The organism is Streptomyces naganishii JCM 4654 (assembly GCF_014650575.1).
GTDB lineage: Bacteria > Actinomycetota > Actinomycetes > Streptomycetales > Streptomycetaceae > Streptomyces > Streptomyces naganishii.
The window spans coordinates 1-25,044 of record NZ_BMVF01000020.1 but is presented as its reverse complement, the minus strand read 5'-3'; the positions used below and the strand labels follow the sequence as shown (position 1 = coordinate 25,044).

The following is a 25,044-nucleotide window of genomic DNA, read 5'->3' as shown; positions in this document are numbered from 1 at the left end:
CCCGGCCCGCCGACCACCGCATGGTTCGACCCCCGCAGGGCCGGGGGCACCGCAGGGCGGGGACGCCCGCAGACCGGAGGCCGCCGCTGACCCAGCAACCCGCGGGCCGGGCGACCGCCGCAGGCCTGGCGGCCATCACGGGCCTGGCGACCACCGCAGGGCGGAAAGGCGCACCGCAGGGTGGGGGCGCCGCAGAGAGAAGGCCGCCGCAAGGCAGGGCCCCGCACGATCCGAGGCCGCCATGCCGCCGCTGACCCAGCACCCCACGCGGGCCGGGCGACCGCCGCAGGCCTGGCGACCGCCGCAGGGCGGGGGGCACCCCAGAGCGAGGGACCCCACAGAGCGAGGGACACCGCAAGGCAGGGCCCCGCACGACCCGAGGCCGCCATGCCGCCGCTGACCAGCACCCCACGCGGGCCGGGCGACCGCCGCAGGCCTGGCGACCACCGCGGGCGGAAAGGCACCGCAGAGCCAGGGGTGCCGTGGGTGGGAGGTCCTCGCGGGACGGGGCTTCGTAATGAGGTTTCGTGTTGTGCGGGGTGGGGGTGTGGTCGGGGTGGGGTGTCATTCCACGCCGATGAGGAGGAGGGTGCCCTGGCGGCCGCCCCTGTAGGTGACCGTGTCCACGGCCAGGTAGGACTCGCGGACGCGGGCCTGGAGGCGGTCGGCGACGGAGTCGGGGGCCTCGTCGCCGAGGACCAGGGTGACCAGTTCGCCGCCCGCCGCCAGCATGCGGTCGAGGACGGTCTCGGCGGTGGCCGTGACGTCGGAGCCGATCACGGCCACGTCGCCGTCGATGAGCCCGAGGACGTCACCGGCCTGGCAGATGCCGGCCGTGGTCCACGAGCGGTGCTCGGCGACGGTGACCTCCGCGTGGCGGGTGGCGCCCGCCGCAGAGGTCATCGCGACGACGTCCTCGTCGAAGCGGCGCCCCGGTTCGTGCACGGCGAGCGCGGCGATGCCCTGGACCGCCGAGCGGGTCGGGATGACCGCCACCCGCACCCCCTCACCGCGCGCCTGCTCGGCCGCCGCGGCGGCGGTGTCGCGCAGTTCGGCGTCGTTGGGCAGCAGCACCACCTCGCGCGCGTGGGCCCGCCGTACCGCCTCGACGAGCTCGCCGCTCGCGGGCGGCTCCCCGGGACGGGCGAGCACCGTCGTCGCCCCGGCCGCGCCGCACAGGGCCGCCAGGCCCTCCCCGGGCACGACCGCGACCACGGCGCGCTGGGCCCGCTCCCGGGGCGGCCGGCCGGCACCGCCGGTGTGCACGTCGCCGGCGCCGAAGTGGGTGATCCGGATCCGGTGCGGGCGGCCCGCCTCGACGCCCGCCTCCACGGCGGCGCCGGCGTCGTCGACGTGCACGTGCACGTTCCACAGCCCGTCGCCGCCGACCACCACGAGGGAGTCGCCGAGCGCGTCGAGCCGCTCGCGCAGCCGGTCCACGGCCGCGTCCTGCGCCTCCAGGAGGTAGATCACCTCGTAGGCGGGGCCGGGCTCGGACGGGGCGCAGGCCCCCGGGCCGTCCCTTTCCACGTCCTGGCCCTCGACGTGCGCGGCCGGGGGCACCGCGGCCGGCGCCTGTCCGGTGAAGGTCTCCACCAGGGCGGCGAGCACCGCCACCAGGCCCCTCCCGCCCGCGTCGACCACTCCCGCGCGCTCCAGGACCGCCAGCTGGCCGGGGGTCGCGGCGAGGGCCGCCAGCGCCCCCTCGTGGGCGGCCCGGGCGACCGCCGCGCAGTCGCCCTCCGTGCCGGTGGCCGCGTCGGCGGCGGCCGAGGCGACCGACAGGACCGTGCCCTCGACCGGGTGCGCCACGGCCCGCCGGGCGGAGTCGGCCGCGTGCCGCAGGGCCCGCCGCAGACCGTGACCGTCGGTGTGCGCGCTGTCGCCGCCGGGAGCCAGCACCTCGGCCATGCCGCGCAACAGCTGGGCGAGGATGGTCCCGGAGTTCCCCCGGGCCCCGATGAGCGCGCCGTGCGCCATCGCCCGGGCGGCGTCCCCCAGCGACGGCCCGGCGGCCCCGGCGGGCTCCGCGGGGCCGCCCCCGGCGTCACCGCCGGCACCCCCCACGCCGGGCGCCTCACGCCCCGCCTCGCCCGCCTCGCCGGCCTCGCCCGCTGCCCCGCGCGCCTCACGCCCCGCCCCGCGCGTCTCGTGGGCCGTGAACACGGCCTCCACCGCCGCGACCGCCGACTCCACCGTGAGGTACAGGTTGGTCCCGGTGTCCCCGTCGGCCACGGGATAGACGTTGATCGCGTCGATCTCCTCGCGCGCGCGTCCCAGCGCACGCAGGGCCAGACCGCACCAGGTACGTACCGCCAGCGCGTCGAACGTCTGCGGCACCTGCGCCACCTGCGCCTCCCTGAGCTGCGGCTGCTGGACTGGACGCAGCGTAGACCCAGGGGCGGTCCGGGCCCCGGGAGGGCCCGGGCGGGCCCCGGGTCCGCCATGGTAGTTTCGTTGTACGGACGCAGCCGTTGTATGCTGCTCCGGTTGCCCGATCCGATCGGGCTCTCCCCCTGGCTACGCCACTCAGATGTCAGACACTCACGAGCCTGAGATCCTGATTCCGGCACGCCGGGATCCACCGTAAGTGCATCTGAAGTCTTTGGAGTGACCCGTGGCTGCCAACTGCGACGTCTGCGGCAAGGGGCCGGGCTTCGGCAACAACATCTCGCACTCGCACCGCCGTACGTCCCGCCGCTGGAACCCGAACATCCAGCGTGTGCGTACCGTGGTCGGCGGGACGCCGAAGCGCGTGAACGCCTGCACCTCGTGCATCAAGGCCGGCAAGGTCTCGCGCTGACGCACAGCAACAGCTAAGCGCGCGGCCACCGCTGGTTCGCTGCACTGAGCCGGTCCACCTCGGTGGACCGGCTTTTTGCCGTGCACCCGTACGCCCTCCTCCCACCCCCTCCTCGGGCCGGGGCTACCCGGTGCCCTCGGGGCCGCGCAGGGCCCAGGCGTGGTCCACGGGGCCGATGCCGGCGCCGAGCGCGAAGCCGGCCGCGATCGCCCCGGTGACGTAGCTCTTGGCGGCCGCGGCCGCCTCGGGCACGGACCGGCCCTTGGCGAGCTCCGCGGCGATCGCGGAGGCGAGGGTGCATCCGGTGCCGTGGGTGTGCCGGTTGCCGTGCCGCGGCGCACGCAGCCAGTGCTCCTCGGTGCCGTCGGTCAGCAGATCGACCGCCCGGGCCCGGCCGCCGCGCCCGTCCTCCCCCTCTGGCCCCCCGCCCAGAGGCAGGTGGCCGCCCTTGATCAGCACCCACTTCGGCCCGTACGCCAGCACGGCCCCCGCGGCCTCGCGCATGCCGGCCTCCGACTCGACGCGCACGCCGGTCAGTTGCGCCACCTCGTCCAGGTTCGGGGTGGCGACGGTCGCCGCGGGCAGCAGCCGGGTGCGTACCGAGTCCAGGGCGGAGGCGGCCAGCAGCGGGTCGCCGTGCTTGGAGACGCCGACCGGGTCGACGACCGCCGGCGCGTCGGTCCCGGCGATCAACTCGGCGACCGCCTCGACCAGTTCCGCGGAGGCGAGCATCCCGGTCTTGACCGCCTGGACGCCGATGTCGTCCACGACGCTGCGGTACTGGGCCACCACCGCCGCCACCGGCATCTCCCAGGCGCCCTGGACGCCCAGGGAGTTCTGCGCGGTCACGGCGGTGATCACGCTCATGCCGTGCACGCCGAGCGCGAGCATCGTCTTCAGGTCGGCCTGGACGCCCGCGCCGCCGCCGGAGTCGGAGCCGGCGACCGTGAGGACCCTCGGCGGGATCACGACTCGATGTCCCCGAAGTGCTCCCAGCCGCCCTTGCTGGTCCAGGGCGCCCCGTCGACCGTGACCTGGGGCAGCGCGGAGGGGTTGAGCACCTCGCCGATGACCTTCCAGCGGGCCGGCAGCTTCACGTCCGGCGGGAAGGTCGCCACGATCGCGTGGTCCTCTCCCCCGGTCAGCACCCACTGGAGCGGGTCGACGCCGACGGCCTGCCCGATGTCGTTCATCTGCGAGGGGATGTCTATCGCGCCCGAGCGCACGTCGATGCGGACCTTGCTGGCCTCCGCGATGTGCCCGAGGTCGGCGATCAGCCCGTCGCTGACGTCGCACATCGCGGTGGCGCCGAGCCCGGCGGCCGCGGGGCCCGCGTGGTACGGCGGCTCGGGGCGGCGGTGGGCCTCGACGAAGGCGCGCGGGGAGCGGAAGCCGCGGGAGAGCACCGCGTACCCGGCCGCGGACCAGCCCAGCCAGCCGGTCACCGCGACGAGGTCGCCGGGCCGGGCGCCCGCGCGGGTCACCGGCTCGTGGTTGCGCAGGTCGCCCAGGGCGGTGATCGACACCATGATCGTGTCGCCGCGCACCACGTCGCCGCCGACCACCGAGGCGCCCGCGACCTGGCACTCGTCGCGCAGCCCGTCCATGAGCTCGGTGGGCCAGGTGACCGGCAGTTCGGCGGGGACGACCAGGCCGAGCAGCAGCGCGGTGGGCACCGCGCCCATGGCGGCGATGTCCGCGAGGTTCTGGGCGGCCGCCTTGCGGCCCACGTCGTACGCCGTGGACCAGTCCCGGCGGAAGTGCCGCCCCTCCAGGAGTATGTCGGTGCTCGCCACGACCCTGCGGTCCGGGGCGGCGACCACCGCGGCGTCGTCGCCGGGGCCGACCCGGACCGCCGGGGTGGTGGTGAGACGGGAGGTGAGCTCCCTGATGAGCCCGAACTCCCCGAGCTCACCAACAGTGCCCTTCATTGCCCTTTCGCCCCTTCTGTCCCTGTACGGTCCTGGTGCTCCCGGCCGTTCTCCCGGCCGTGTCGATGATCGAGTTCCTGATCGAGTTTTCGGCCGGGTTCCCGGCCGGATTCCCGGTCGCGCGTCCCCGCGGTCCTCGTTACGGTCGAGGTGGCCGTCAACTTCTGTCCTACCTGCACCCCGGCGCGCGCGTCGCGCCCTTCGCGGGTCTCCCCGCGGCGCGCGGCGACGCGATACCGTGGCGTTCCTTTTCCCCACATGATCCTCGTGGCCGCCCTGGAGGTTCCGTGGTACAGGCGTACATCCTGATCCAGACGGAGGTCGGCAAGGCGTCGACCGTCGCCGAGACGATCAGCAAGATCCCTGGAGTCATCCAGGCCGAGGACGTGACAGGACCGTACGACGTCATCGTGCGGGCCCAGGCCGACACCGTCGACGACCTGGGCCGGATGGTGGTGGCGAAGGTCCAGCAAGTGGACGGCATCACGCGCACCCTGACCTGCCCGGTCGTGCATCTGTAGCCCCCGTCTACCCTTGGCCGGTGAGCTCTTTCCGTCACCGGCTTCTCGGCCTGCCCGTCCTCGTCGCCCTGTGCGCCGCGGCGGGCTGCTCCTCGGGCGACGACAGCGCCACCGCCGCGGTTCCCAGCCCGGACGCGGCGGTGGCGAAACTGTGCCGGAACCTGGACGGGGCGCTGCCGAAGACGGTGGACGGGCTGGGCCGCGAGGACCCCCGGCCCGCCTCGGCGCTGACCGCGGGCTGGGGAAGCCCGGCGATCATACTGCGCTGCGGTGTCGCGCGGCCCGCCGAGATGAACGATCCGGAGGCCGACGGCGCCGAGGTGGACGGGGTCGGCTGGCTGCTGCAGAAGCGGGACGACGGATCGTTCCGCTTCACCACCACCCTGCGGCTGGCCTATGTGGAGGTCACCATCCCCAAGAGCCGCACCGGGCACGGGGTGGCACCGCTGGCCGTCCTGGCCCCCGCCATCAAGAAGGCGATCCCCGAGGGGATCGCCGACTGAGCGCGGAAAGGGGCGCCGAAGGGGTCTTTTACGGACCTCAGCGCAGTCCGGTGGGCCTGCGCAGGGCCGCCTGGATGAGGCGGTCCACCAGCTCGCCGTAGCCGATGCCGCTGGCCTGCCACATCTGCGGGTACATCGAGATGGGCGTGAAGCCGGGCATGGTGTTGATCTCGTTGATCACGAACTCGCCGTCCTCGGTGAGGAAGAAGTCCGCGCGCACCAGGCCCTCGCACGAGGCCGCCTCGAAGGCCCGCACCGCGAGTTCGCGCACCTCGTCGGTCTCCTCGGACGTCAGCGGGGCGGGCACGATGCCGGGGGTGGAGTCGATGTACTTGGCCTCGAAGTCGTAGTACGCGTGCGTCTCGGGCGGCGGGATCTCGGCCGGGACGGAGGCGCGCGGGCCGTCCTCGAACTCCAGCACCCCGCACTCGATCTCGCGGCCGCGCAGCGCGGCCTCCACGATGATCTTCGGGTCGTGGCGCTGGGCCTCCGCGACGGCCTCGTCGAGGCCCGCGAGGTCGTCGACCTTGGTGATGCCGATCGAGGAGCCCGCGCGGGCGGGCTTCACGAACAGCGGCCAGCCGTGCTCGCCGGCGAAGTCGACGATCTTCTTGCGGGCGGTGGACTCGTCCCGCTGCCACTCGCGGGGCCGGATCACCACGTACGGGCCGACCTTGAGCCCGAAGGAGGTGAACACCCGCTTCATGTACTCCTTGTCCTGGCCGACGGCGGAGGCGAGGACGCCCGCGCCGACGTAGGGGACGCCGGAGAGCTCCAGCAGGCCCTGGAGGGTGCCGTCCTCGCCGTAGGGGCCGTGCAGCACCGGGAAGACGACGTCGACCTCGCCGAGCGCCTTGGGCACGGAGCCGGGCTCGGTGTAGACGACCTCGCGGTTGGCGGGGTCGACGGGGAGCACCACGCCGCCCTCGGCCGACTCGGCGAGCTCCTCGACGCTGGGCGTGCGGCGGTCGGTGATGGCCATGCGCTCGGGGGCGTCGGCGGTGAGCGCCCAACGGCCGTCCCGGGTGATGCCGATGGGCAGGACCTCGTACTTGGTCCGGTCGATGGCCCGCAGGACGGCGCCGGCGGTGACCACGGAGATCCCGTGTTCGGAGCTGCGGCCTCCGAACACGACGGCCACGCGCGGCTTGCGGGACGGCTGCTCAGGGCTCTGGGGGAGGTTCTCGGTGCTCATATCGCGATGAGAGTACCCGTTGGTAGTGCCCCGAGACAGCGTCCGCGGGCCTGCGTCGCTCAGCGTCGTTCGGGCTTCGCGCTGCGCGACATGAGCTCCTTGAGGGCGACCACCGGGGGCTTGCCCTCGTGCACGATGCCGACGACGGTCTCCGTGATGGGCATGTCGACGCCGTGCCGGCGGGCCAGATCCAGCACCGACTCACAGGACTTGACGCCCTCCGCGGTCTGCCTGGTGACCGCGATGGTCTCCTGGAGGGTCATGCCCTTGCCGAGGTTGGTGCCGAAGGTGTGGTTGCGCGACAGCGGCGAGGAACAGGTGGCCACCAGGTCCCCGAGGCCGGCGAGTCCGGAGAAGGTCAGCGGGTCGGCGCCGAGCGCCATGCCGAGGCGGGTGGTCTCGGCGAGCCCGCGCGTGATGAGCGAGCCCTTGGCGTTGTCGCCCAGCCCCATGCCGTCCGCGATGCCGACGGCCAGCCCGATCACGTTCTTCACCGCGCCGCCCAGTTCGCAGCCGACGACGTCGGTGTTGGTGTACGGCCGGAAGTACGGGGTGTGGCAGGCGGCCTGGAGCCGCCGGGCGACGGCCTCGTCGGTGCACGCGACCACGGCGGCGGCGGGCATGCGGGCGGCGATCTCGCGGGCGAGGTTGGGCCCGGTGACCACGGCGATGCGGTCGGCTCCGACCTTGGCGACGTCCTCGATCACCTCGCTCATCCGCATCGCGGAGCCGAGTTCGACGCCCTTCATCAGGGAGACGAGGACGGTGTCCGGCGCGAGCAGGGGCAGCCACTCGGCGAGGTTGCCGCGCATGGTCTGCGAGGGGATGGCGAGGACGGTGAAGTCCGCGTCGCGGGCGGCCTCGGCGGGGTCCGCGGTGGCCGTCAGGCCCTCCGGGAGTTCGACGCCGGGCAGGTAGTCGGGGTTGGTCCGGGTGGAGTTGACCGCGTCGGCGAGTTCGGCGCGGCGGGCCCAGAGGGTGACCTCGCAGCCGGCGTCGACGAGGACCATGCCGAAGGCGGTTCCCCACGATCCGGTGCCGAAGACGGCCGCCTTGACCGGCTTGCTCACGTGCCCTGCCCCTCTTCCCTTACGGCAGGCGCGCTCCCGCCCTCTTCCTGTACGGCCGCCGCCAGCCCGCCCTGGTCCTGTGCCGCCGCCGTGCCGCCCTGGGCGCGGGCGCGGTTCTGGGCCTCGGTCCTGCGGCGCTGCTCGATCCGCTCGCGGCGCGGGTCGTAGGGCACGGCGGGCGCCTTCTCGCCGCGGATCTGCTCCAGCTGGCGCGTGATGGCCGCCATGATGACCTCGGTGGCCTCCTTGAGCAGCTCCGGGGTCATCTCCCGGTCGTAGAAGCGGGAGAGGTCCACCGGCGGGCCCGCGAGCACGTGGTGGGTCTTGCGCGGGAAGAGCCTGGGCTTCTTCGCGTACGGCGGCAGCAGCTCGTTGGCGCCCCACTGGGCGACCGGGATCACCGGGCACTTGGTCTGGAGCGCGACCCGCGCGGCGCCCGTCTTGCCGGTCATCGGCCAGCCGTCGGGGTCGCGGGTGAGGGTGCCCTCGGGGTAGAACGCGACGCACTCGCCGCGCTCCACGGCGTCGATGGCGGCGCGGAAGGCGCTCAGCGCGTCCGTGCTCTCCCGGTAGACGGGGATCTGCCCGGTGCCGCGCATCGCGGCGCCCACGAAGCCCTGCTTGAAAAGCCCGCTCTTCGCGAGGAATCGCGGCACGCGGCCGGTGTTGTACTGATAGTGCGCGTATGCGAAGGGGTCGACGTGGGAATTGTGGTTCACCGCGGTGATAAATCCACCGTCGGCCGGAATGTTCTCCATTCCGCGCCAGTCCCGCTTGATCAGAACCACCAGCGGCGGTTTGCAGATCACCGCTGCGAAGCGGTACCAGAAGCCGATTCTGCGGCGGGGCACGCGGACACCTTCCTCTAGGGCTGCCCCCGGGGCCGGGGGCCGCACAAGTGTCGCCCCATGCCGCCGGTCTGTCGAGAACACCGTACGCCCCGACCTCGGCGGCGCCCGATGGGCCGGGGAGAATGTCCGGGACGAGAGAGGGACGGGACGCGCGTGCAGTGGACCTTGGTCATCCCCCTGAAGCCCCTGAGCCGGGCCAAGAGCAGGCTCTCGGACACCGCGGGGGACGGGGTGCGGCCGGCCCTCGCCCTCGCCTTCGCCCAGGACACCGTGGCGGCCGCGCTGGCCTGCCCGGCGGTCGGGGATGTGGCGGTCGTCACCAACGACGCGCTGGCCGGAAAGGAGCTGGCGGCGCTGGGCGCCCGGATCGTCGCGGACGAGCCGCGCGCGGGCCTGAACGCCGCCCTCGCGCACGGCGCCGCGCACGCCGGGGCGTCGCGTCCCGAAAGTCCCGTGGCGACGCTGAACGCCGATCTCCCCGCGCTGCGGTCCGTGGAATTGGCGAGAGTTCTCCGGGCGGCCGCGCAATTCCCGCGCGCTTTTCTCGCGGATGCGGCGGGAACGGGTACGACCCTGCTGGCCGCGGCCGCGGGCGGTGAATTGCGCCCGGCGTTCGGTAGGGGTTCCCGGGCCCGCCACCGGGCCTCGGGCGCGGTGGAACTGCGCCTGGCCGGGGTGGATTCGGTACGCCAGGACGTGGACACCGGGGAGGATCTGCGGGCCGCACTGGCCCTCGGGGTGGGGCCGCGCACGGCGGCCGCGGCCGCTCGGCTGCTGATCCCCGGGCAGTAGGCTGCGTTCATGCAGGCGACCGCGTACACGTACGACCCCGTCAGCCGCAGCGGGCAGGTGCTGCTCGACGACGGCACCCCGGTGCCCTTCGACGCCCCGGCGTTCGACGCGGGCGGTCTGCGGCTGCTGCGGCCCGGGCAGCGGGTGCGGATCGAGACCGAGGGCTCGGGGGACGGCCTGCGGGTCACGCTGGTGACGCTGCAGACCTTCTGAAGCCGGCGGGCGGTCCCTCGAGGCCCCCGGACACACCGCGGGCCGGGCTCCCTGGGGAGTCCGGCCCGGCGCGTGAGTACCCCTGCGTGAGCTCCGCCTACTTGCCGGCGCGCGCGGTGGTCTTCTTGGCGGTGGTCTTGCGGGCGGCCGACTTCTTGGCCGGGGCCTTCTTGGCGGTCGCCTTCTTCGCCGGGGCCTTCTTGGCCGCGGTCTTCTTGGCGGTCGTCTTGGTGGCCGTGGTCTTCTTGGCGGCGGCCGTGGTCTTCTTCGCCGGCGCCGTCTTCTTGGCGGTGGTCTTCCTCGCCGTGGTGGTCTTCTTCGCGGCCGTCTTCTTCGCCGCCGCGGTCGTCTTCTTGGCTGCGGCCTTCTTGCCGACGGCCTTGGCGATCGTGGCGGGCGGGCCGGACAGGCTGCCCTTGGGGGCCTTCTTGACCGCGATGTCGTTCTTGGGGAGCTTCTTCGAGCCGCTCACCAGGTCCTTGAAGCCCTGGCCGGCGCGGAAGCGGGGAACGGAGGTCTTCTTGACCCGCACCCGCTCGCCCGTCTGCGGGTTGCGGGCGTAGCGGGCGGGGCGGTCCACCTTCTCGAAGGACCCGAAGCCGGTGACCGAGACCCGGTCTCCTCCGACGACCGCGCGGACGATGGCGTCCAGGACGGCGTCGACGGCATCGGCGGCCTGCTGGCGGCCGCCCATCTTGTCGGCAATCGCTTCTACGAGCTGCGCCTTGTTCACGTCTTCCCCTTCGGAGACCTCGCCGGAACGAAAGTGTTCAGGCTTTTTCGCACGTTAGGCAGATATATACCGCAAATCAAACACGAAACGGGCTAATCACCCTTGTGCCGCAACGGACTCGACGGTCTCGGGCTGTTCAGCCTTCCTCGCCGGGGATTCGACCCTCGTCGAGGTCTGCCGTGAACCGCTCCAGACGCCTTGTCGCACCGGCGAGATCGTGCTTGGCCGCGGCCGTAATGACCAGCAGCTTCCGGGTCAGCGCCATCCGTACGCCCTCCGGGACTTGCAGTGCGCGCACTCTTGCGTGCGCTTCCTTCAGTTGGGCCGCGACCGCCGTATAGAGCTCGAGTTGGCCGTCGTTGTCCATGCACAGATTGTGCCATCTGGGGCGAGTTGTCGCCTGCGCAGGGGGCAACTGCCGCCGTGGACCGCCTTCCTGAGACATCCGCCGACCGGCGTCCAAGGACGCGTGTGCCCCGGCAACAACCTTCCTAACCTGGGCAGTTGGCCGCGCGCACGGCGGCGCACCCGAGTTTCGGAGCCGAAAAAACGCCGTACCCCCGATCGGGGTGATCGGGGGTACGGCGGCGCTGTCGGGTGGCTGAAACTCGTCTGCCTCAGGCCTGCAGGGTGCGGGGCTTGAAGGAGGGGCGCTCCGCCTCGTACGCGGCGATGTCGGCCTCGTTCTGGAGGGTGATGGAGATGTCGTCCAGGCCGTTCAGCAGCCGCCAGCGGGAGTTCTCGTCCAGCTCGAAGGAGGCGGTGATGCCCTCGGCGCGCACCTCGCGGGCCTCGAGGTCGACGGTCACCTCGGCCTGCGGGTCCCTCTCGGTGAGCTCCCACAGCTCGTCCACGATCTTCTGGTCGAGGACCACCGTGAGCAGGCCGTTCTTCAGCGAGTTGCCCCGGAAGATGTCCGCGAAGCGCGCGGAGATCACGGCCTTGAAGCCGTAGTTCTGCAGCGCCCAGACGGCGTGCTCGCGGGAGGAGCCGGTGCCGAAGTCGGGGCCGGCCACCAGGACCGTGGCGCCCTGCCTCTCCGGGCGGTTGAGCACGAACTCGGGGTCCTTGCGCCAGGCCTCGAACAGCCCGTCCTCGAACCCGTCGCGCGTGACCTTCTTGAGCCAGTGGGCGGGGATGATCTGGTCGGTGTCGACGTTGCTGCGGCGCAGCGGGACGGCCCGGCCGGTGTGGGTGGTGAAGGCTTCCATGATCTCTCAGACTCCAGCGGGCGTGGGGGCGTCGGCGGCGGACAGGTCGGCCGGGGAGGCCAGGTGACCGAGGACCGCCGTGGCGGCGGCGACCTGCGGCGACACCAGGTGGGTGCGGCCGCCCTTGCCCTGCCTGCCCTCGAAGTTGCGGTTGGAGGTGGAGGCGGAGCGCTCGCCGGGGGCCAGCTGGTCGGGGTTCATGCCCAGGCACATCGAGCAGCCCGCGTGCCGCCATTCGGCGCCGGCCTCCTTGAAGACCACGTCCAGGCCCTCGGAGACGGCCTGGAGGCCCACCCGCGCGGAGCCCGGCACGACCAGCATCCGTACGCCGTCGGCGACTTTGCGGCCCCGCAGCAGGTCCGCGGCGGCGCGCAGGTCCTCGATGCGGCCGTTGGTGCAGGAGCCTACGAAGACGGTGTCGACCCGGATGGAGCGCAGCGGCTGGCCGGCCTCCAACCCCATGTACTCCAGGGCCTTTTCGGCGGCGAGGCGCTCCGAAGCGTCTTCGTACGAAGCAGGGTCGGGGACGGACGCCGAAAGCGGCGCGCCCTGGCCGGGGTTGGTGCCCCAGGTGACGAACGGGGCCAGCGCGGCGGCGTCGATGACGACCTCGGCGTCGAACTCGGCGTCGTCGTCGGTACGCAGCGTCCTCCAGTACGCGACCGCCGCGTCCCAGTCCTCGCCCTCGGGGGCGTGCGGGCGGCCCTTGAGGTAGGCGAAGGTGGTCTCGTCGGGGGCGATCATGCCCGCGCGGGCGCCGGCCTCGATCGACATGTTGCAGATGGTCATGCGGGCCTCCATCGAGAGCTTCTCGATGGCGGAGCCGCGGTACTCCAGGACGTAGCCCTGGCCGCCGCCGGTGCCGATCCGGGCGATGATCGCCAGGATGAGGTCCTTGGCGGTGACGCCCTCGGGCAGCTCGCCGTCGACCGTGATCGCCATGGTCTTCGGGCGGCCCATCGGCAGCGTCTGGGTGGCCAGCACGTGCTCGACCTGGGAGGTGCCGATGCCGAACGCCAGCGCGCCGAAGGCGCCGTGCGTGGAGGTGTGCGAGTCGCCGCAGACGACGGTGGTGCCGGGCTGGGTCAGGCCCAGCTGGGGGCCGACCACGTGCACGACGCCCTGCTCGACGTCGCCCAGCGGGTGCAGCCGGACGCCGAAGTCCGCGCAGTTCTTGCGCAGCGTCTCCAGCTGGACGCGGGAGACCGGGTCCGCGATGGGCTTGTCGATGTCGAGGGTCGGGGTGTTGTGATCCTCGGTGGCGATGGTCAGGTCGAGCCGGCGCACACCGCGCCCGCTCTTGCGGAGGCCGTCGAAGGCCTGGGGGCTGGTCACCTCGTGCAGCAGGTGCAGATCGATGAAGAGGAGGTCGGGCTCGCCCTCGGCGCGCCGGACGACGTGGTCGTCCCAGACCTTCTCCGCGAGTGTCCTACCCATCGCTTTCCCTCCGGCCGAACGCGACAGCGCGCCGGCCCAACTAGAGATCTTGAGGAGCGGCGCCCGAACCCCCCAGCCGGGCAGCCACCGCCGGCCCGCCGGTCCACGGGCCGTTGTGTGTTCAAGGGTGGCGCGTTCCACGGAAAATTGAACTTGCGTTTCACAGAGTGAGACGCAAGTATCGTTTCATGGACAACAGTAGCGGCGTCGGCGTCCTGGACAAGGCAGCCCTTGTCCTGAGCGCCCTGGAGTCCGGTCCGGCCACCCTCGCGGGTCTGGTCGCGGCCACCGGACTGGCACGACCCACGGCCCACCGGCTGGCCGTGGCCCTGGAGCACCACCGCATGGTCGCGCGCGACATGCAGGGCCGGTTCATTCTCGGCCCGCGCCTGGCGGAACTGGCCGCGGCCGCGGGCGAGGACCGCCTGCTCGCCACCGCCGGCCCGGTGCTCACCCACCTCCGCGACGTCACGGGCGAGAGCGCGCAGCTCTACCGCCGCCAGGGCGACATGCGCATCTGCGTGGCCGCGGCGGAGCGCCTGTCCGGCCTGCGGGACACGGTCCCGGTGGGCTCCACGCTGACCATGAAGGCGGGCTCCTCGGCCCAGGTCCTGATGGCCTGGGAGGAGCCGGAGCGCCTGCACCGCGGCCTCCAGGGCGCCCGTTTCACGGCGACGGCGCTGTCGGGCGTGCGCCGGCGCGGCTGGGCCCAGTCGATCGGCGAGCGCGAGCCGGGCGTCGCGTCCGTCTCCGCGCCCGTGCGCGGCCCCTCCAACCGCGTGGTGGCCGCCGTCTCCGTCTCCGGCCCCATCGAGCGCCTGACGCGCCACCCCGGCCGGATGCACGCCCAGGCGGTCATCGACGCCGCCGCCCGCCTCTCCGAGGCACTGCGCCGCTCGGGCTGACCGGGCACACGTCACCGGGGAGGGCCCGCCTCAACGCCGCGGCAGACCCTCCCCGCTCCCCCCGGCTCCGGGGTCAGTTGGCTTCCTGCGCCGCCTTCGCCGACCGGTGCGCGAAGCGGTCCCTGGCGGTCCGCCCCCGGCGCTCGACCGGCACCTGTCCGTGGGCCGCCGCGAGACCGAAGGCCGGCATGTCGACGTAGATCGACTCGTACGATCCCTCGGGCACCACGTACGCCTCGTGCCACAGGCCCACGTGGCCGCGCGCCCTGCCCTCCCGCTCCCTGCGGTTGATCAGGGCCCAGACCCGGTGGTGGAACATGTCGGGCGAGGCCGCGTAGGCGTAGAGCTGCTCCTTGGACTCCCAGTACTGGACGACGTAGTACGTCCGTGGCGAGGCCGTCAGCAGGACGTGGCCCAGCAGGCCGCGCCCGCGGTCGCGCGCGAGCTCCCTCAGCATGCGGGGCATCGCCATCATGACCGGCAGCCACCGGTGCACCGCCCAGAAGTGGTTGATCCGCATCCCGATCAGCAGGACCACCACATCGCCCTCGGCGTCGGCGGTCGTACGGCCCCGTACCGGCTTCGCGAACACGACGACCCCCTGGCGGCATGTCGGATAGCGGCGCTATCCATTCGGCTGATGGTTGGATAGTGTCACTTCCCAAGGAGAGGCGCAAGAGATGCGGCTGGCCGAGTTGAGCGAGCGCAGCGGTGTGTCCACCGCGACGATCAAGTACTACCTGCGGGAAGGGCTGTTGGCGCCCGGCAGGCAGGTCAACGCGACCACCGCCGACTACGACGAGGAGCATCTGCGCCGGCTGCGGCTGGTGCGCGCGCTGATCCAGGTGGGGCGGCTGCCGGTGGCGACGGTCCGGGAGGTGCTCGGGCACGTCGACGACGAGTCCCTGGGCCGTACGATCCGGATGGGCGCGGCCCTGTGGGCGCTGCCGCAGATCCGGGAGCCGGACGCGGAGGACGCCTACGTGCGGGCCGCCCGGGACGAGGTGGATCAACTCCTGGACACCCTGGGCTGGTCGAACGCGAAGGCCCTGGTGACCATCTCCCCGGCCTACCGCTCGCTGGTGGTGGCGGTCGCGGCGTTCCGGCGGCTCGGGCACGGCTGGGGCGCCGAACGGATGGAGCCGTACGCGCGGCTGATGCACGAGGCCGCGGTGCTGGACCTGGACTTCGTGGAGACGTACCCCACCGAGGCGGAGCGGGTGGAGATCGCCGTGCTGGGGACGGTGCTGGGCGAGCCGATGCTGCTGGCGCTGCGCCGGCTGGCCCAGGAGGAGGAGTCGGCCCGGCGGTACGGCTTCGAGTGAGCACGCCGAAGGGCCCTCCCTGGGGAAGGCCCTTCGATGTCGTACCCCCGACCGGATTCGAACCGGCGCTACCGCCTTGAGAGGGCGGCGTGCTAGGCCGCTACACAACGGGGGCGAGGACACTGCGTTTCCGCAGGTCCGAGCTGGTCTACCTGGACTCGAACCAAGACTAACTGAACCAGAATCAGTCGTGCTGCCAATTACACCATAGACCAATGATGGTTTAGACCAGTCAGTACCCCCGACCGGATTCGAACCGGCGCTACCGCCTTGAGAGGGCGGCGTGCTAGGCCGCTACACAACGGGGGCCTTGATCCCTGGATCGCTCCTGGAATCCGTACCCCCGACCGGATTCGAACCGGCGCTACTGCCTTGAGAGGGCAGCGTGCTAGGCCGCTACACAACGGGGGCTTGCGGATGTGATCCGCGGTGCAGATGAGCTCTGCGAGCTGGCCTACCTGGACTCGAACCAAGACTAACTGAACCAGAATCAGTCGTGCTGCCAATTACACCATAGGCCACTGGAACGCAAGCCCCTGAGGGGTTCTTGTTCTAGCACTGCGCCTGTCGGGTTTCCGGCCTTCCGGCCCGCTCCCCGGCGGCGCAGGAAGAACATTACCCGAAGGTGGACGGGGCTCCAAAACGGGTATCGGCGCCGAGGAGCGCGGGGAGTTCGGCGAGGGAGGCGATCCGGTGCGGGGCGGCGCCCGCCTCGGGGGCGGTGTGGACGCCGTCGCGGTCGATCCACACCGACAGCAGCCCGGCCTCGGCGGCGCCCCGCCCGTCGATGTCCGGGTGGTCGCCGACGTACGCGACCTGGTGCGGGGGCAGCTCCAGGGCGTCGCAGGCGGCGTGGAACGCCCGCGCCTCGGGCTTGGACACCCCCAGCTCGGCGGCGCACAGCAGCGCCTCGAAGCGGTCCCGCACGCCGAGCGCGCGCAGCTTGCGCTCCTGGACGGTGACGCTGGAGTTGGACAGCACCGCGTGCCGGTGGCTGACGGCCAGGGCGTCCAGCACGGGCAGCACGTCCGGGAAGAGCGCCCAGGCGGCCTCGTAGTGACCGAGATAACGGTCGAACCAGGCGTCGGCCTCGCCGTCGGTCAGCTCCGGCCGGTCCAGGAAGACCCGCACCCGGTCCCGCCGCTGCTCCTCGAAGGTCGCCTCGCCGGCCGAGAACCGCGCCCACTGCGCGTCGGTGATCCGCCGCCAGTGCGCCAGCGCCTCCTCGGCGGTGCCGTACCTGTCCAGCAGCCGCTCGGCCAGCAGATGAGCCCGCATCCCCGCCCGGTCGGCCGAGGTGTAGTCGAACAGCGTGTCGTCGACGTCCCACAGGACGGCCCGGATCCCCATGCCACCGACAGTACCGCCGGACGACCGGCGACGCGGGGCGCCCGCCTGATCGACGAGGCCGACGCGCGGTAAGCAGGACGACAGGGGCGGCCCCGGGGGTTCCGGGGCCACGCCTGTCGTAGGTGCGCGCGGGTCAGGCGGCGAGCCTGGCCAGGGCCGCGTCGATCCTGGCGAGGGTCTTCTCCTTGCCCAGGACTTCCAGGGACTCGAAGAGGGGGAGGCCGACCGTGCGGCCGGTGACGGCCACGCGGACGGGGGCCTGGGCCTTGCCGAGCTTGAGGCCGTGGGCCTCGCCGGCGGCCAGGACGGCCTCCTTGAGGGAGTCCGCGGAGGTCCAGTCGGCCGACTCGAGCTTCTCGCGGGCGGTGCGCAGCAGGGCGTCGCTGCCCTCCTTCATCGCCTTGGTCCAGGACGCCTCGTCGAAGACCGGCTCGGCGAGGAAGAGAAAGTCGACGTTGTCCGTGATCTCGGACAGGACCTTCAGGCGGGTCTGGGCGTACGGGGCGATCGCCTGCCACTTGGACTCGTCGAAGTCCTCCGGCGCCCAGGGCGCGATGGGCGGCTTCAGCCAGGGCGCGCAGCGCTCCGTGAAGTCCTTCACGTCCAGCATCCGGATGTGGTCGGCGTTGATCGCCTCGCACTTCTTCAGGTCGAAGCGGGCCGGGTTGGGGTTCACGTCCCCGATGTCGAAGGCCGCGACCATCTCCTCGACGGAGAAGATGTCCTGGTCGGCCGAGAGCGACCAGCCGAGCAGGGACAGGTAGTTGAGCAGCCCCTCGGGCAGGAATCCGCGCTCGCGGTAGAGGTTCAGCGAGGACTGCGGGTCGCGCTTGGAGAGCTTCTTGTTGCCCTCCCCCATCACGTACGGCAGGTGGCCGAACTCGGGGGTCCGCTTGGCGACGCCCAGTTCGGTCAGCGCCTTGTAGAGGGCGATCTGGCGCGGGGTGGAGGAGAGCAGGTCCTCGCCGCGCAGGACGTGGGTGATCTCCATCAGGGCGTCGTCGACCGGGTTGACCAGCGTGTAGAGCGGGGCTCCGTTGGCGCGGACGATGCCGTAGTCCGGGACGTTTTCCGGGAGGTAGGTGATCTCGCCGCGGACCAGGTCCGTGAAGGTGATCGTCTCGTCGGGCATGCGGAAGCGGACGATCGGGGCGCGGCCCTGGGCCTCGTACTCCTCGACCTGGGCGGCGCTGAGGTCGCGGCAGTGACCGTCGTACCCGGAGGGGCGGCCGGCGGCGCGGGCGGCCTCGCGGCGGCTGTCCAGCTCCTCCTGGGAGCAGTAGCAGTGGTAGGCGTGGCCGGCGTCGAGCAGCTTTCGCGCGACGTCCTTGTAGATGTCCATGCGCTGCGACTGGCGGTACGGCGCGTGCGGGCCGCCGACCTCGGGGCCCTCGTCCCAGTCGAAGCCCAGCCAGCGCATCGCGTCGAGCAGTTGGTTGTAGGACTCCTCGGAGTCTCGGGCCGCGTCGGTGTCCTCGATGCGGAAGACCAGGGTGCCCTGGTGGTGCCGGGCGAACGCCCAGTTGAACAGGGCGGTGCGGACCAGGCCCACGTGGGGGTTACCGGTGGGCGAGGGACAGAAACGGACGCGTACGGAGGAGCCGGATGCGCTAGCCACGCTTGACAACCTTGTTGGTGAGAGTGCCGATGCCTTCGATGGTGACGGCGACCTCGTCGCCGACGTTGAGGGGGCCGACCCCTGCCGGGGTGCCCGTGAGGATCACGTCGCCGGGGAGCAGCGTCATGGCCTCGGAGATGTTGACGATGAGGTCCTCGATGGGGTGGACCATCTCGCTGGTGCGGCCCAGCTGCCGTTGCTCGCCGTTGACGGTGAGCTGGACGGTCAGGTCGGACGCGGCGGCCAGGTCGATGTCCGTCTCCACCCAGGGGCCCAGCGGGCAGGAGGTGTCGAAGCCCTTGGCCCGCGCCCACTGCTTCTCGCGCCGCTGCACGTCCCGGGCGGTGACGTCGTTGGCGCAGGTGTAGCCGAAGACGACGTCCTTGACGCGGTCGCGCGGGACCTCGCGGCACATCCGCCCGATCACCACGGCCAGCTCGGCCTCGTGGTGCAGCTCCTCGGAGAAGGAGGGGTAGCGGATCTCGTCGCCGGGGCCGATCACCGAGGTGGACGGCTTGAAGAAGGCGAAGGGGACGTCGGGCACCTCGTTGCCCAGCTCGCGGGCGTGCTCGGCGTAGTTGCGGCCGAAGGCCACGACCTTGTTGGGGAGCACCGGCGGCAGCAGCCGTACCTTGGCGAGCGGCACCTTGGTGCCGGAGAGCTCGAAGTCCGCGAACGGGATGCCCTTGATGATGTCGAGGACGAGCTCGTCCGGCTTGTCGCCCTCGACCGCGCCGAAGGCTACGTTCCCGTCGATGGAGAACCTGGCGATGCGCACGGGTTGCTTGGCCCCTTGACTGAACTGGCTGGAGTCTGACGCTCCAGGCTAACGCGGCGGGCGCCCGGGACCTCGCGCATTACGGGGTGGACGGCGCGCATCGCCGATCCGGACCGCGCGCGTCGCGGCCCGCGCGACCGCGCGCATCGTCGCCCGCGCGACCGCGCGCACCGCGGCCCGGGCGACGAGAAGGGGCGCCCCGGCCGGCGGGGCGCCCCTTGTCTTCTTCGTCTCTTCTTTCGTTTCTTCGTACGCCTCGTGCCCACTGTGAGCATCCGGCGTCCGGCGTGCGTACTACTCCGCGACGGAGGCCGCGACCGGGGCCTCCATGAGGACGGTGCGCCGGGGGTTGGCGGTCTGGGTGGGGAGGATGACGGAGTGTTCCGGCTGCTGCGGCGTCTGCAGCGCTTCGGCGTCCTCGAGGTGGGCGAGCGTCGTGCGCCGGGGGTTGGCTATGTTGCGGAACATCATCGTCGTCTTCACGGTTGTACGAGACCTCGTCGTGTACGGGCGCCGCGAGGGCCGCTGGAGCCCCGCGCGGGCGCGGGTTGCCGGATTTGCCATCTCTGTAAAGCGTCAGGCTAAACATTCAATTCCCGGCCGAAGGCGTGAAGAGCCCGTGATCTCCGTGTGAGTTTGCTCACGGCCGCATTGACAAAGCGGACATTTATCAGGGGCGTTCCGTGGCGACGAATCAGGACATTAACCCCCTGAAGCCTTCATTCCGCTCCTGATCATGGCGACTGGGACACCCGCGGGACACCTCAGAGGACCCAATGGATCGCAGTCATATGTCCTTTATGGGAGAGATCCCTTTCCACATCCCGTAACCCGTCACTCACGGCGTGTCACGGAGGTCACAGCATGGCCCACATGCCTTGTTGGAGATCCGGCACTGTGCTGGAATGCCACGGACCGCCGCAGGATCGACCCGGCGCGCAGGGGGCGCAACGCAGCGCCGAGTGGCGGCGAGAAGGGGGAGCCAGCGCCGGTCACTCACGACCACCACGGGAAGTGTGTTCAGGACGCTTCCCACGACGCCGACACCGTCCTTCCGCTCGCGCGGAGGGGCGCCTGGTCCAGAGGTTGCGACGCTAGTGCAGGGACGTTTCAAGAGGGATGGCAGCGCTTCGGCGGAGCCGGAGCCGCACGGCGGGACCGACCGCGGTTCCTCGCCCCAGCACGCCCAGAACCAGGGCCCCGGCCCCTCCGGTGACGGCGGTGAGCGCGCCGGCCGCCCCGGCGTGTCCGGCCCGTCCGGTACGCAGGCGTCGCCGAGCCCCGCTCCGGCGGTGAAACCGCCCAAGGCCCAGGGCCCCGCGGGCCCTGGCTCGCGCCTGGCGCTGCGCAACTGGCGCATCTCCACGCGCCTGGTGTCGCTGCTCGCGCTCCCCGTGGTCGCGGCGACCTCGCTCGGCGCGCTGCGCATCAGCCAGAACATGGACGACATCCAGCAGCTCGACAACATGAAGCTGCTGACGGACATGACCAAGCAGGCCACCGAGCTGGCGGCCGCGCTCCAGGAGGAGCGCGACCAGTCGGCCGGCCCGCTGGCGCACCCCTCCAGCGCGAGCGCCATCACCGTCAAGGGCTTCCAGGACAAGACGGACCGCGCGCGGGACAACTTCCTGTCGGCCTCCGAGGAGATCGACAGCGCCAGCAAGAACGGCAACCTCCAGGGTGTCCGCGACACCCTGGTCGGCCTGGCCAGCGAACTCAACGGCCTGAGCAAGATCCGCAAGAACGCGTACCAGGCCAAGGACAACTCGACGCAGACCGTCGAGGCCTACCACCACCTCATCACCGAGTTGCTCGCCCTCTCCCAGGACATGGCCGAGGCGACCAGCAACCCGCAGATGATCCAGCGCACCCGCGCCCTGGCGGCCTTCTCCTCCGCCAAGGAGTACGCGTCCGTGCAGCGCGCCGTGATCGCCGCGGCCCTGCCCGCCAACAACACCGAGCCGGGCCACCTCTCCGACAACGACCGCCTCTACGCGGACTCGGCGCTGGAGAGCCAGACCTCCGAGCTCAGCAGCTTCCGCAACATCTACGGCGACGGCGCCGAGGAGCTCATCAAGCCCATCGAGGAGGGCAACCCGACCATCCTGTCCGCGGACACGTACGCCAAGCGCGTCCTGGACAGCAAGGACGGTCTGGCCTCGCTCGACAAGCGGTCCTACCGCGACTGGGTCGATGACAGCTCGACCAAGATCGAGCAGATGAAGAAGATCGAGCACACGCTGCTCGAGGAGATGGAGCAGAAGGCCCGCGAGCTGCGCAGCGCCACCGAGCGCGACGCCATCATCTCCGGTGCCCTGATCCTCCTCGTCCTCGGCGTGTCGCTGGTCGGCGCCTTCGTCGTGGCCCGCTCCATGATCCGCTCGCTGCGCCGCCTGCAGGAGACCGCCACCAAGGTCGCCCAGGACCGCCTGCCCGAGCTGGTCAAGCAGCTGTCCGAGTCCGACCCGCAGGACGTCGACACGTCCGTGGAGTCGGTCGGTGTGCACTCCCGGGACGAGATCGGCCAGGTGGCCGCGGCCTTCGACGACGTGCACCGCGAGGCGGTCCGCCTCGCCGCCGAGCAGGCCCTGCTGCGGGGCAACGTCAACGCGATGTTCACCAACCTCTCGCGCCGCTCCCAGGGTCTGATCCAGCGCCAGCTGTCGCTGATCTCCGAGCTGGAGTCCCGCGAGGCCGACCCGGACCAGCTGTCCTCGCTGTTCAAGCTGGACCACCTCGCGACCCGTATGCGCCGTAACGGCGAGAACCTCCTCGTCCTCGCCGGTGAGGAGCCCGGCCGCCGGTGGACCCGCCCGGTCCCGCTGGTCGACGTGCTCCGCGCCGCCGCCTCCGAGGTGGAGCAGTACGAGCGCATCGAACTGGCCGCGGTGCCGACCACCGAGGTCGCCGGCCGCGTCGTCAACGACCTCGTGCACCTGCTCGCCGAGCTGCTAGAGAACGCGACCTCCTTCTCCTCCCCGCAGACCAAGGTCAAGGTCACCGGTCACGCGCTGCCCGACGGCCGCGTGCTGATCGAGATCCACGACACCGGCATCGGCCTCTCCCCCGAGGACCTGGCGGCGATCAACGAGCGGCTCGCCTCGCCGCCCACCGTGGACGTCTCCGTCTCCCGCCGCATGGGCCTGTTCGTGGTCGGCCGCCTCTCGCAGCGGCACGGCATCCGCATCCAGCTGCGCCCGTCGGACTCCGGCGGCACCACGGCCCTCGTCATGCTGCCGGTGGACGTCGCCCAGGGCGGCAAGAAGCCGGCCGGCGGCAAGCCCGGCGCCCCCTCCACGGGCGGTCCGGCGGCCGCGCAGGCCGCCGCAGGCGCCGCCGCGGCACGCCGGCAGAGCGGCCAGGCGGGCGGTGGCGCGCTCGGCGCGGGCGCCGCGCAGGGCGGTGCGGGCCGGCTCGGCACCGGTGCCGCTCCGCGCGGGCAGGTCGGCTCGGGCCAGGGCCCGCGGGCCGCGCTGCCCGGCAACGGCGGCCGCCAGAACGGCCCCGGTGCGCGCGGGCTCGGCGGCCAGGCGCCGCAGTCCGGCGGTGCGGGCGCCCCGCAGGGCTTCAACGACGGTCAGCGTCCGGCCCCGCAGCAGAACTTCGGCGACACCCGCCGCCAGGACACCTTCGGCGGCGCCCGCGGCGCCGTGCCCCCGCAGCGCGCGGGCGGCGGCGACCAGGGCCGCCAGCTGCCGCCGCGCGGCGGAGCCCGGGCGGAGCTGCCCGGCGCCAACGGCCCGTCCCGCACCGCGAGCTGGGCCGACGACAACGCCCAGGGCCGTGCCCAGATGGACGCCCCGCGCGGCCACGACGAGCAGGACCCGGCGCAGACCTCGCGCATGCCGCGGATCGACGACCGCCAGGGCCCCGGCGCCACGGCGGAGATGCCGGCGATACCCGGCCCCGGCTACGACGCCCAGCGCGGCGGCGGCCAGAACACCGGCCAGTACCCGGCGCCCGGCGCGCAGAACACCGGTCAGTACCCGGCACCCGGCGCGCAGAACTCGGGCCCGTACGTCCGCTCCGACGTGTTCGGCGCGGCCTCGCAGAACCCGGCGGCCACCGGCCAGTACCCCACCGGTCAGGCGTACGACGCCTCCTCCACCGGCCAGTTCCCCGCGGTGCAGGCCCCGCAGGCCTACGACAACGGCTCCACGGGCCAGTACGCCCAGCCCGGCTACGACCCGAGCTCCACCGGCCGGCACGCCCTGCCGGGCCGTCAGGACCCGTCGTCCACCGGTCAGTTCGAGAGGCCGCAGCCCGGCGGTCCCGCCGACTTCGGTGCCCAGCGGCCGCCGGCCGCGCAGCGCCCGGCCCGTCAGGAGCCCGAGGCGCTTCCCCCGGCCACGGGTCCCGGCGACGGACGGACGCCGCTGTACGACACCCTGGAGACCAATTGGTTCCGCGGCGGTGGCCGTCAGCAGCAGCCGAGCGCCCCGGCCCCCCAGCAGCAGGCTCCTGCTGCCCCGCAGACCCCCACCGGTCCCCAGCGGACCGCCGCCTCCGCCGCGTGGCGCAGCTCGCCGAACGACGACCTCGTCCGGCAGGCCGAGCGCGTACGGCAGCCCGCCGCGGGCGGAGTCACCACCTCCGGCCTGCCGCGCCGGGTGCCCCGGGCGAACCTCGTCCCGGGCACGGCTCAGCAGCAACAGCACCAGAGCGGTCCGCAGGTCTCGCGTGCGCCTGACGACGTACGCGGACGGCTGACCAATCTCCGCAGGGGCATCGCACAGGGCCGTCAGGCCGGCAACGGTCAGACGGGCGGCTTCCCGAGCCCCACTCACCAGCAGGAGCGTTAGTTGAGCCCGATGAGCCAGGCGGCACAGAACCTCAACTGGTTGATCACCAACTTCGTGGACAACACCCCCGGGGTGTCCCACACCGTCGTTGTGTCCGCCGACGGACTCCTTCTGGCGATGTCCGAAGGCTTCCCCCGCGACCGGGCAGACCAGCTCGCGGCCGTCGCGTCCGGCCTCACCTCGCTGACCGCCGGGGCTTCCCGGATCTTCGAGGGCGGCAACGTGGCGCAGACGGTCGTCGAGATGGAGCGCGGTTTTCTCTTCCTCATGTCCGTCTCGGACGGCTCGTCCCTGGCCGTGCTCGCGCACCCGGAGTGCGACATCGGCCTCGTCGGCTACGAGATGGCGCTGCTCGTCGACCGCGCGGGCGCGGTCCTCACGCCCGACCTGCGCGCCGAACTACAGGGCAGTCTGCTCCACTGACAGGCCCCGGTACCACCCGTCTCACCAAATCACCGTCCGGCCGCCACAATCCCCCCACCGGCCCCGTCAGACGGCTAGCCCGAACGACTTGCTGTCCCGCCCGGAGGATTCATGACCCCGCCCACCGCCTCTCATGATCCGTACGCCGAGCCGTACGGGGACGAGGGCGACCAGCCGCTGGTCCGTCCGTACGCGATGACCGGCGGCCGGACCCGGCCGCGCTACCAGCTCGCCATCGAGGCGCTGATCAGCACGACGGCCGACCCGGCAGCGCTGATGGGACTGCTCCCGGAGCACCAGCGGATCTGCCATCTGTGCCGCGAGGTGAAGTCGGTCGCCGAGGTCTCGGCGCTGCTCGCCATGCCGCTCGGTGTGGCGCGGATCCTCGTCGCGGACCTCGCCGAGGCCGGCCTGGTGGCCATCCACCAGCCGGGCGGCGACGAGAACAACGGCGGCGCGCCTGATGTGACGCTGCTCGAAAGGGTGCTCAGTGGACTTCGCAAGCTCTGACGGAAGCCGGGCGACCACTTCCGCGAAGATCGTGGTGGCGGGCGGCTTCGGCGTGGGCAAGACCACGTTCGTC

25 protein-coding genes, 5 tRNA genes and 1 pseudogene are annotated in these 25,044 nt (G+C 72.3%); 11 read left to right on the top strand and 20 right to left on the bottom strand.

Features of this window, described 5'->3' with window-relative positions; genetic code table 11:
- Positions 1-564: 564 nt before the first annotated feature.
- Positions 565-2,349: a DAK2 domain-containing protein gene (locus IE217_RS28465; RefSeq protein WP_190180820.1), complete on the bottom strand. Its 1,785-nt coding sequence runs from the start codon at positions 2,347-2,349 to the stop codon at positions 565-567.
- A 268-nt stretch (positions 2,350-2,617) separates the two neighbouring features.
- On the opposite strand from IE217_RS28465, the gene rpmB reads away from it, so the two are divergent.
- Positions 2,618-2,803, top strand: coding sequence for a 50S ribosomal protein L28 (gene rpmB / locus IE217_RS28460; RefSeq protein WP_003993230.1), 186 nt, complete (start codon positions 2,618-2,620; stop codon positions 2,801-2,803).
- Positions 2,804-2,926: 123 nt separating this feature from the next.
- On the opposite strand, the gene thiD is transcribed toward rpmB, so the two are convergent.
- Positions 2,927-3,772: a bifunctional hydroxymethylpyrimidine kinase/phosphomethylpyrimidine kinase gene (gene thiD, locus IE217_RS28455; protein WP_373298150.1), complete on the bottom strand. Its 846-nt coding sequence runs from the start codon at positions 3,770-3,772 to the stop codon at positions 2,927-2,929.
- Positions 3,769-4,734, bottom strand: a complete 966-nt coding sequence (locus tag IE217_RS28450; RefSeq protein WP_190180819.1) for a thiamine-phosphate kinase — start codon at positions 4,732-4,734, stop codon at positions 3,769-3,771. Before IE217_RS28450 ends, thiD begins: the two co-directional genes overlap by 4 nt.
- A 287-nt stretch (positions 4,735-5,021) precedes the next feature.
- On the opposite strand from IE217_RS28450, the gene IE217_RS28445 reads away from it, so the two are divergent.
- Complete coding sequence (locus IE217_RS28445) at positions 5,022-5,255, top strand: Lrp/AsnC family transcriptional regulator (protein WP_003997603.1); 234 nt, start codon at positions 5,022-5,024, stop codon at positions 5,253-5,255.
- Between the two features lie 20 nt (positions 5,256-5,275).
- Complete coding sequence (locus IE217_RS28440; RefSeq protein ID WP_190180818.1) at positions 5,276-5,758, top strand: DUF3515 domain-containing protein; 483 nt, start codon at positions 5,276-5,278, stop codon at positions 5,756-5,758.
- 37 nt (positions 5,759-5,795) lie between these two features.
- Here IE217_RS28440 and IE217_RS28435 read toward each other — a convergent pair whose 3' ends face one another.
- Genes IE217_RS28435 through IE217_RS28425 form a run of 3 tightly spaced genes read right to left on the bottom strand, consistent with a single transcriptional unit; the run spans position 5,796 to position 8,874 of the window.
- A complete protein-coding gene (locus IE217_RS28435; protein WP_190180817.1) occupies positions 5,796-6,953 on the bottom strand; it encodes a D-alanine--D-alanine ligase family protein in 1,158 nt (385 codons plus the stop codon).
- A 59-nt stretch (positions 6,954-7,012) separates the two neighbouring features.
- The gene (locus IE217_RS28430; protein ID WP_190180816.1) at positions 7,013-8,023 is read right to left on the bottom strand and encodes an NAD(P)H-dependent glycerol-3-phosphate dehydrogenase; all 1,011 of its coding nucleotides are present in this window, start codon (positions 8,021-8,023) and stop codon (positions 7,013-7,015) included.
- A complete protein-coding gene (locus IE217_RS28425; RefSeq protein ID WP_229865663.1) occupies positions 8,020-8,874 on the bottom strand; it encodes a lysophospholipid acyltransferase family protein in 855 nt (284 codons plus the stop codon). The genes IE217_RS28430 and IE217_RS28425 overlap by 4 nt, the downstream gene beginning before the upstream one ends.
- A gap of 153 nt (positions 8,875-9,027) precedes the next feature.
- Between IE217_RS28425 and cofC the strand changes: the two genes are divergently transcribed.
- Positions 9,028-9,666 (top strand): 2-phospho-L-lactate guanylyltransferase, encoded by a 639-nt coding sequence (gene cofC, locus IE217_RS28420; RefSeq protein ID WP_190180815.1) that lies wholly within the window; start codon positions 9,028-9,030, stop codon positions 9,664-9,666.
- Between the two features lie 9 nt (positions 9,667-9,675).
- A complete protein-coding gene (locus tag IE217_RS28415) occupies positions 9,676-9,879 on the top strand; it encodes a hypothetical protein (protein WP_189708994.1) in 204 nt (67 codons plus the stop codon).
- A gap of 97 nt (positions 9,880-9,976) precedes the next feature.
- Here the strand turns inward: IE217_RS28415 and IE217_RS28410 are convergent, their stop codons facing one another.
- From IE217_RS28410 to leuC, 4 genes are all read right to left on the bottom strand, one after another.
- Positions 9,977-10,612, bottom strand: coding sequence for an HU family DNA-binding protein (locus IE217_RS28410; RefSeq protein WP_190180814.1), 636 nt, complete (start codon positions 10,610-10,612; stop codon positions 9,977-9,979).
- Between the two features lie 136 nt (positions 10,613-10,748).
- On the bottom strand, positions 10,749-10,979 hold the full coding sequence (locus tag IE217_RS28405; protein ID WP_112469683.1) for an SCO5555 family protein: 231 nt from the start codon (positions 10,977-10,979) through the stop codon (positions 10,749-10,751).
- A 250-nt stretch (positions 10,980-11,229) separates the two neighbouring features.
- Entirely contained in the window at positions 11,230-11,823 is a 594-nt protein-coding gene (gene leuD, locus IE217_RS28400) for a 3-isopropylmalate dehydratase small subunit (RefSeq protein ID WP_190180813.1), read from the bottom strand.
- Positions 11,824-11,829: 6 nt separating this feature from the next.
- Complete coding sequence (leuC, locus tag IE217_RS28395; RefSeq protein ID WP_190180812.1) at positions 11,830-13,260, bottom strand: 3-isopropylmalate dehydratase large subunit; 1,431 nt, start codon at positions 13,258-13,260, stop codon at positions 11,830-11,832.
- Between the two features lie 188 nt (positions 13,261-13,448).
- On the opposite strand from leuC, the gene ndgR reads away from it, so the two are divergent.
- Positions 13,449-14,165 (top strand): IclR family transcriptional regulator NdgR, encoded by a 717-nt coding sequence (gene ndgR, locus IE217_RS28390; protein ID WP_028425251.1) that lies wholly within the window; start codon positions 13,449-13,451, stop codon positions 14,163-14,165.
- A 73-nt stretch (positions 14,166-14,238) separates the two neighbouring features.
- Here ndgR and IE217_RS28385 read toward each other — a convergent pair whose 3' ends face one another.
- A complete protein-coding gene (locus IE217_RS28385) occupies positions 14,239-14,757 on the bottom strand; it encodes a DUF4188 domain-containing protein (protein WP_190180811.1) in 519 nt (172 codons plus the stop codon).
- Between the two features lie 88 nt (positions 14,758-14,845).
- Between IE217_RS28385 and IE217_RS28380 the strand changes: the two genes are divergently transcribed.
- Positions 14,846-15,490, top strand: a complete 645-nt coding sequence (locus IE217_RS28380; protein ID WP_190180810.1) for a MerR family transcriptional regulator — start codon at positions 14,846-14,848, stop codon at positions 15,488-15,490.
- A gap of 42 nt (positions 15,491-15,532) precedes the next feature.
- Here the strand turns inward: IE217_RS28380 and IE217_RS28375 are convergent.
- From IE217_RS28375 to IE217_RS28335, 9 genes are all read right to left on the bottom strand, one after another.
- Positions 15,533-15,605 (bottom strand) — tRNA-Glu (locus IE217_RS28375).
- A gap of 28 nt (positions 15,606-15,633) precedes the next feature.
- Positions 15,634-15,705, bottom strand: a tRNA-Gln gene (locus tag IE217_RS28370).
- A 21-nt stretch (positions 15,706-15,726) separates the two neighbouring features.
- A tRNA-Glu gene (locus IE217_RS28365) sits at positions 15,727-15,799 on the bottom strand.
- 29 nt (positions 15,800-15,828) lie between these two features.
- Positions 15,829-15,901 (bottom strand) — tRNA-Glu (locus IE217_RS28360).
- A 38-nt stretch (positions 15,902-15,939) separates the two neighbouring features.
- Positions 15,940-16,011 (bottom strand) — tRNA-Gln (locus IE217_RS28355).
- A 94-nt stretch (positions 16,012-16,105) separates the two neighbouring features.
- Positions 16,106-16,840 carry an HAD family hydrolase gene (locus IE217_RS28350; RefSeq protein WP_190180809.1) on the bottom strand — a complete coding sequence of 245 codons (735 nt, stop codon included), beginning with the start codon at positions 16,838-16,840 and terminating at the stop codon, positions 16,106-16,108.
- Positions 16,841-16,973: 133 nt separating this feature from the next.
- Complete coding sequence (gene gltX / locus IE217_RS28345; protein WP_190180808.1) at positions 16,974-18,458, bottom strand: glutamate--tRNA ligase; 1,485 nt, start codon at positions 18,456-18,458, stop codon at positions 16,974-16,976.
- Positions 18,451-19,236, bottom strand: coding sequence for a fumarylacetoacetate hydrolase family protein (locus IE217_RS28340; protein WP_190180807.1), 786 nt, complete (start codon positions 19,234-19,236; stop codon positions 18,451-18,453). Before IE217_RS28340 ends, gltX begins: the two co-directional genes overlap by 8 nt.
- Positions 19,237-19,530: 294 nt before the next feature.
- A complete protein-coding gene (locus tag IE217_RS28335) occupies positions 19,531-19,719 on the bottom strand; it encodes a hypothetical protein (RefSeq protein ID WP_190180806.1) in 189 nt (62 codons plus the stop codon).
- A 614-nt stretch (positions 19,720-20,333) separates the two neighbouring features.
- Between IE217_RS28335 and IE217_RS28330 the strand changes: the two genes are divergently transcribed.
- The 4 genes and pseudogenes from IE217_RS28330 to IE217_RS28315 all read left to right on the top strand — a co-directional run.
- On the top strand, positions 20,334-24,038 hold the full coding sequence (locus IE217_RS28330; protein ID WP_190180805.1) for a sensor histidine kinase: 3,705 nt from the start codon (positions 20,334-20,336) through the stop codon (positions 24,036-24,038).
- A gap of 9 nt (positions 24,039-24,047) precedes the next feature.
- On the top strand, positions 24,048-24,461 hold the full coding sequence (locus IE217_RS28325) for a roadblock/LC7 domain-containing protein (protein WP_003973453.1): 414 nt from the start codon (positions 24,048-24,050) through the stop codon (positions 24,459-24,461).
- A 111-nt stretch (positions 24,462-24,572) separates the two neighbouring features.
- Positions 24,573-24,971: a DUF742 domain-containing protein gene (locus IE217_RS28320; RefSeq protein ID WP_019058642.1), complete on the top strand. Its 399-nt coding sequence runs from the start codon at positions 24,573-24,575 to the stop codon at positions 24,969-24,971.
- A pseudogene (locus tag IE217_RS28315) lies at positions 24,952-25,044 on the top strand (ATP-binding protein); the annotation flags it as partial. The gene IE217_RS28320 and the pseudogene IE217_RS28315, both read left to right, overlap by 20 nt.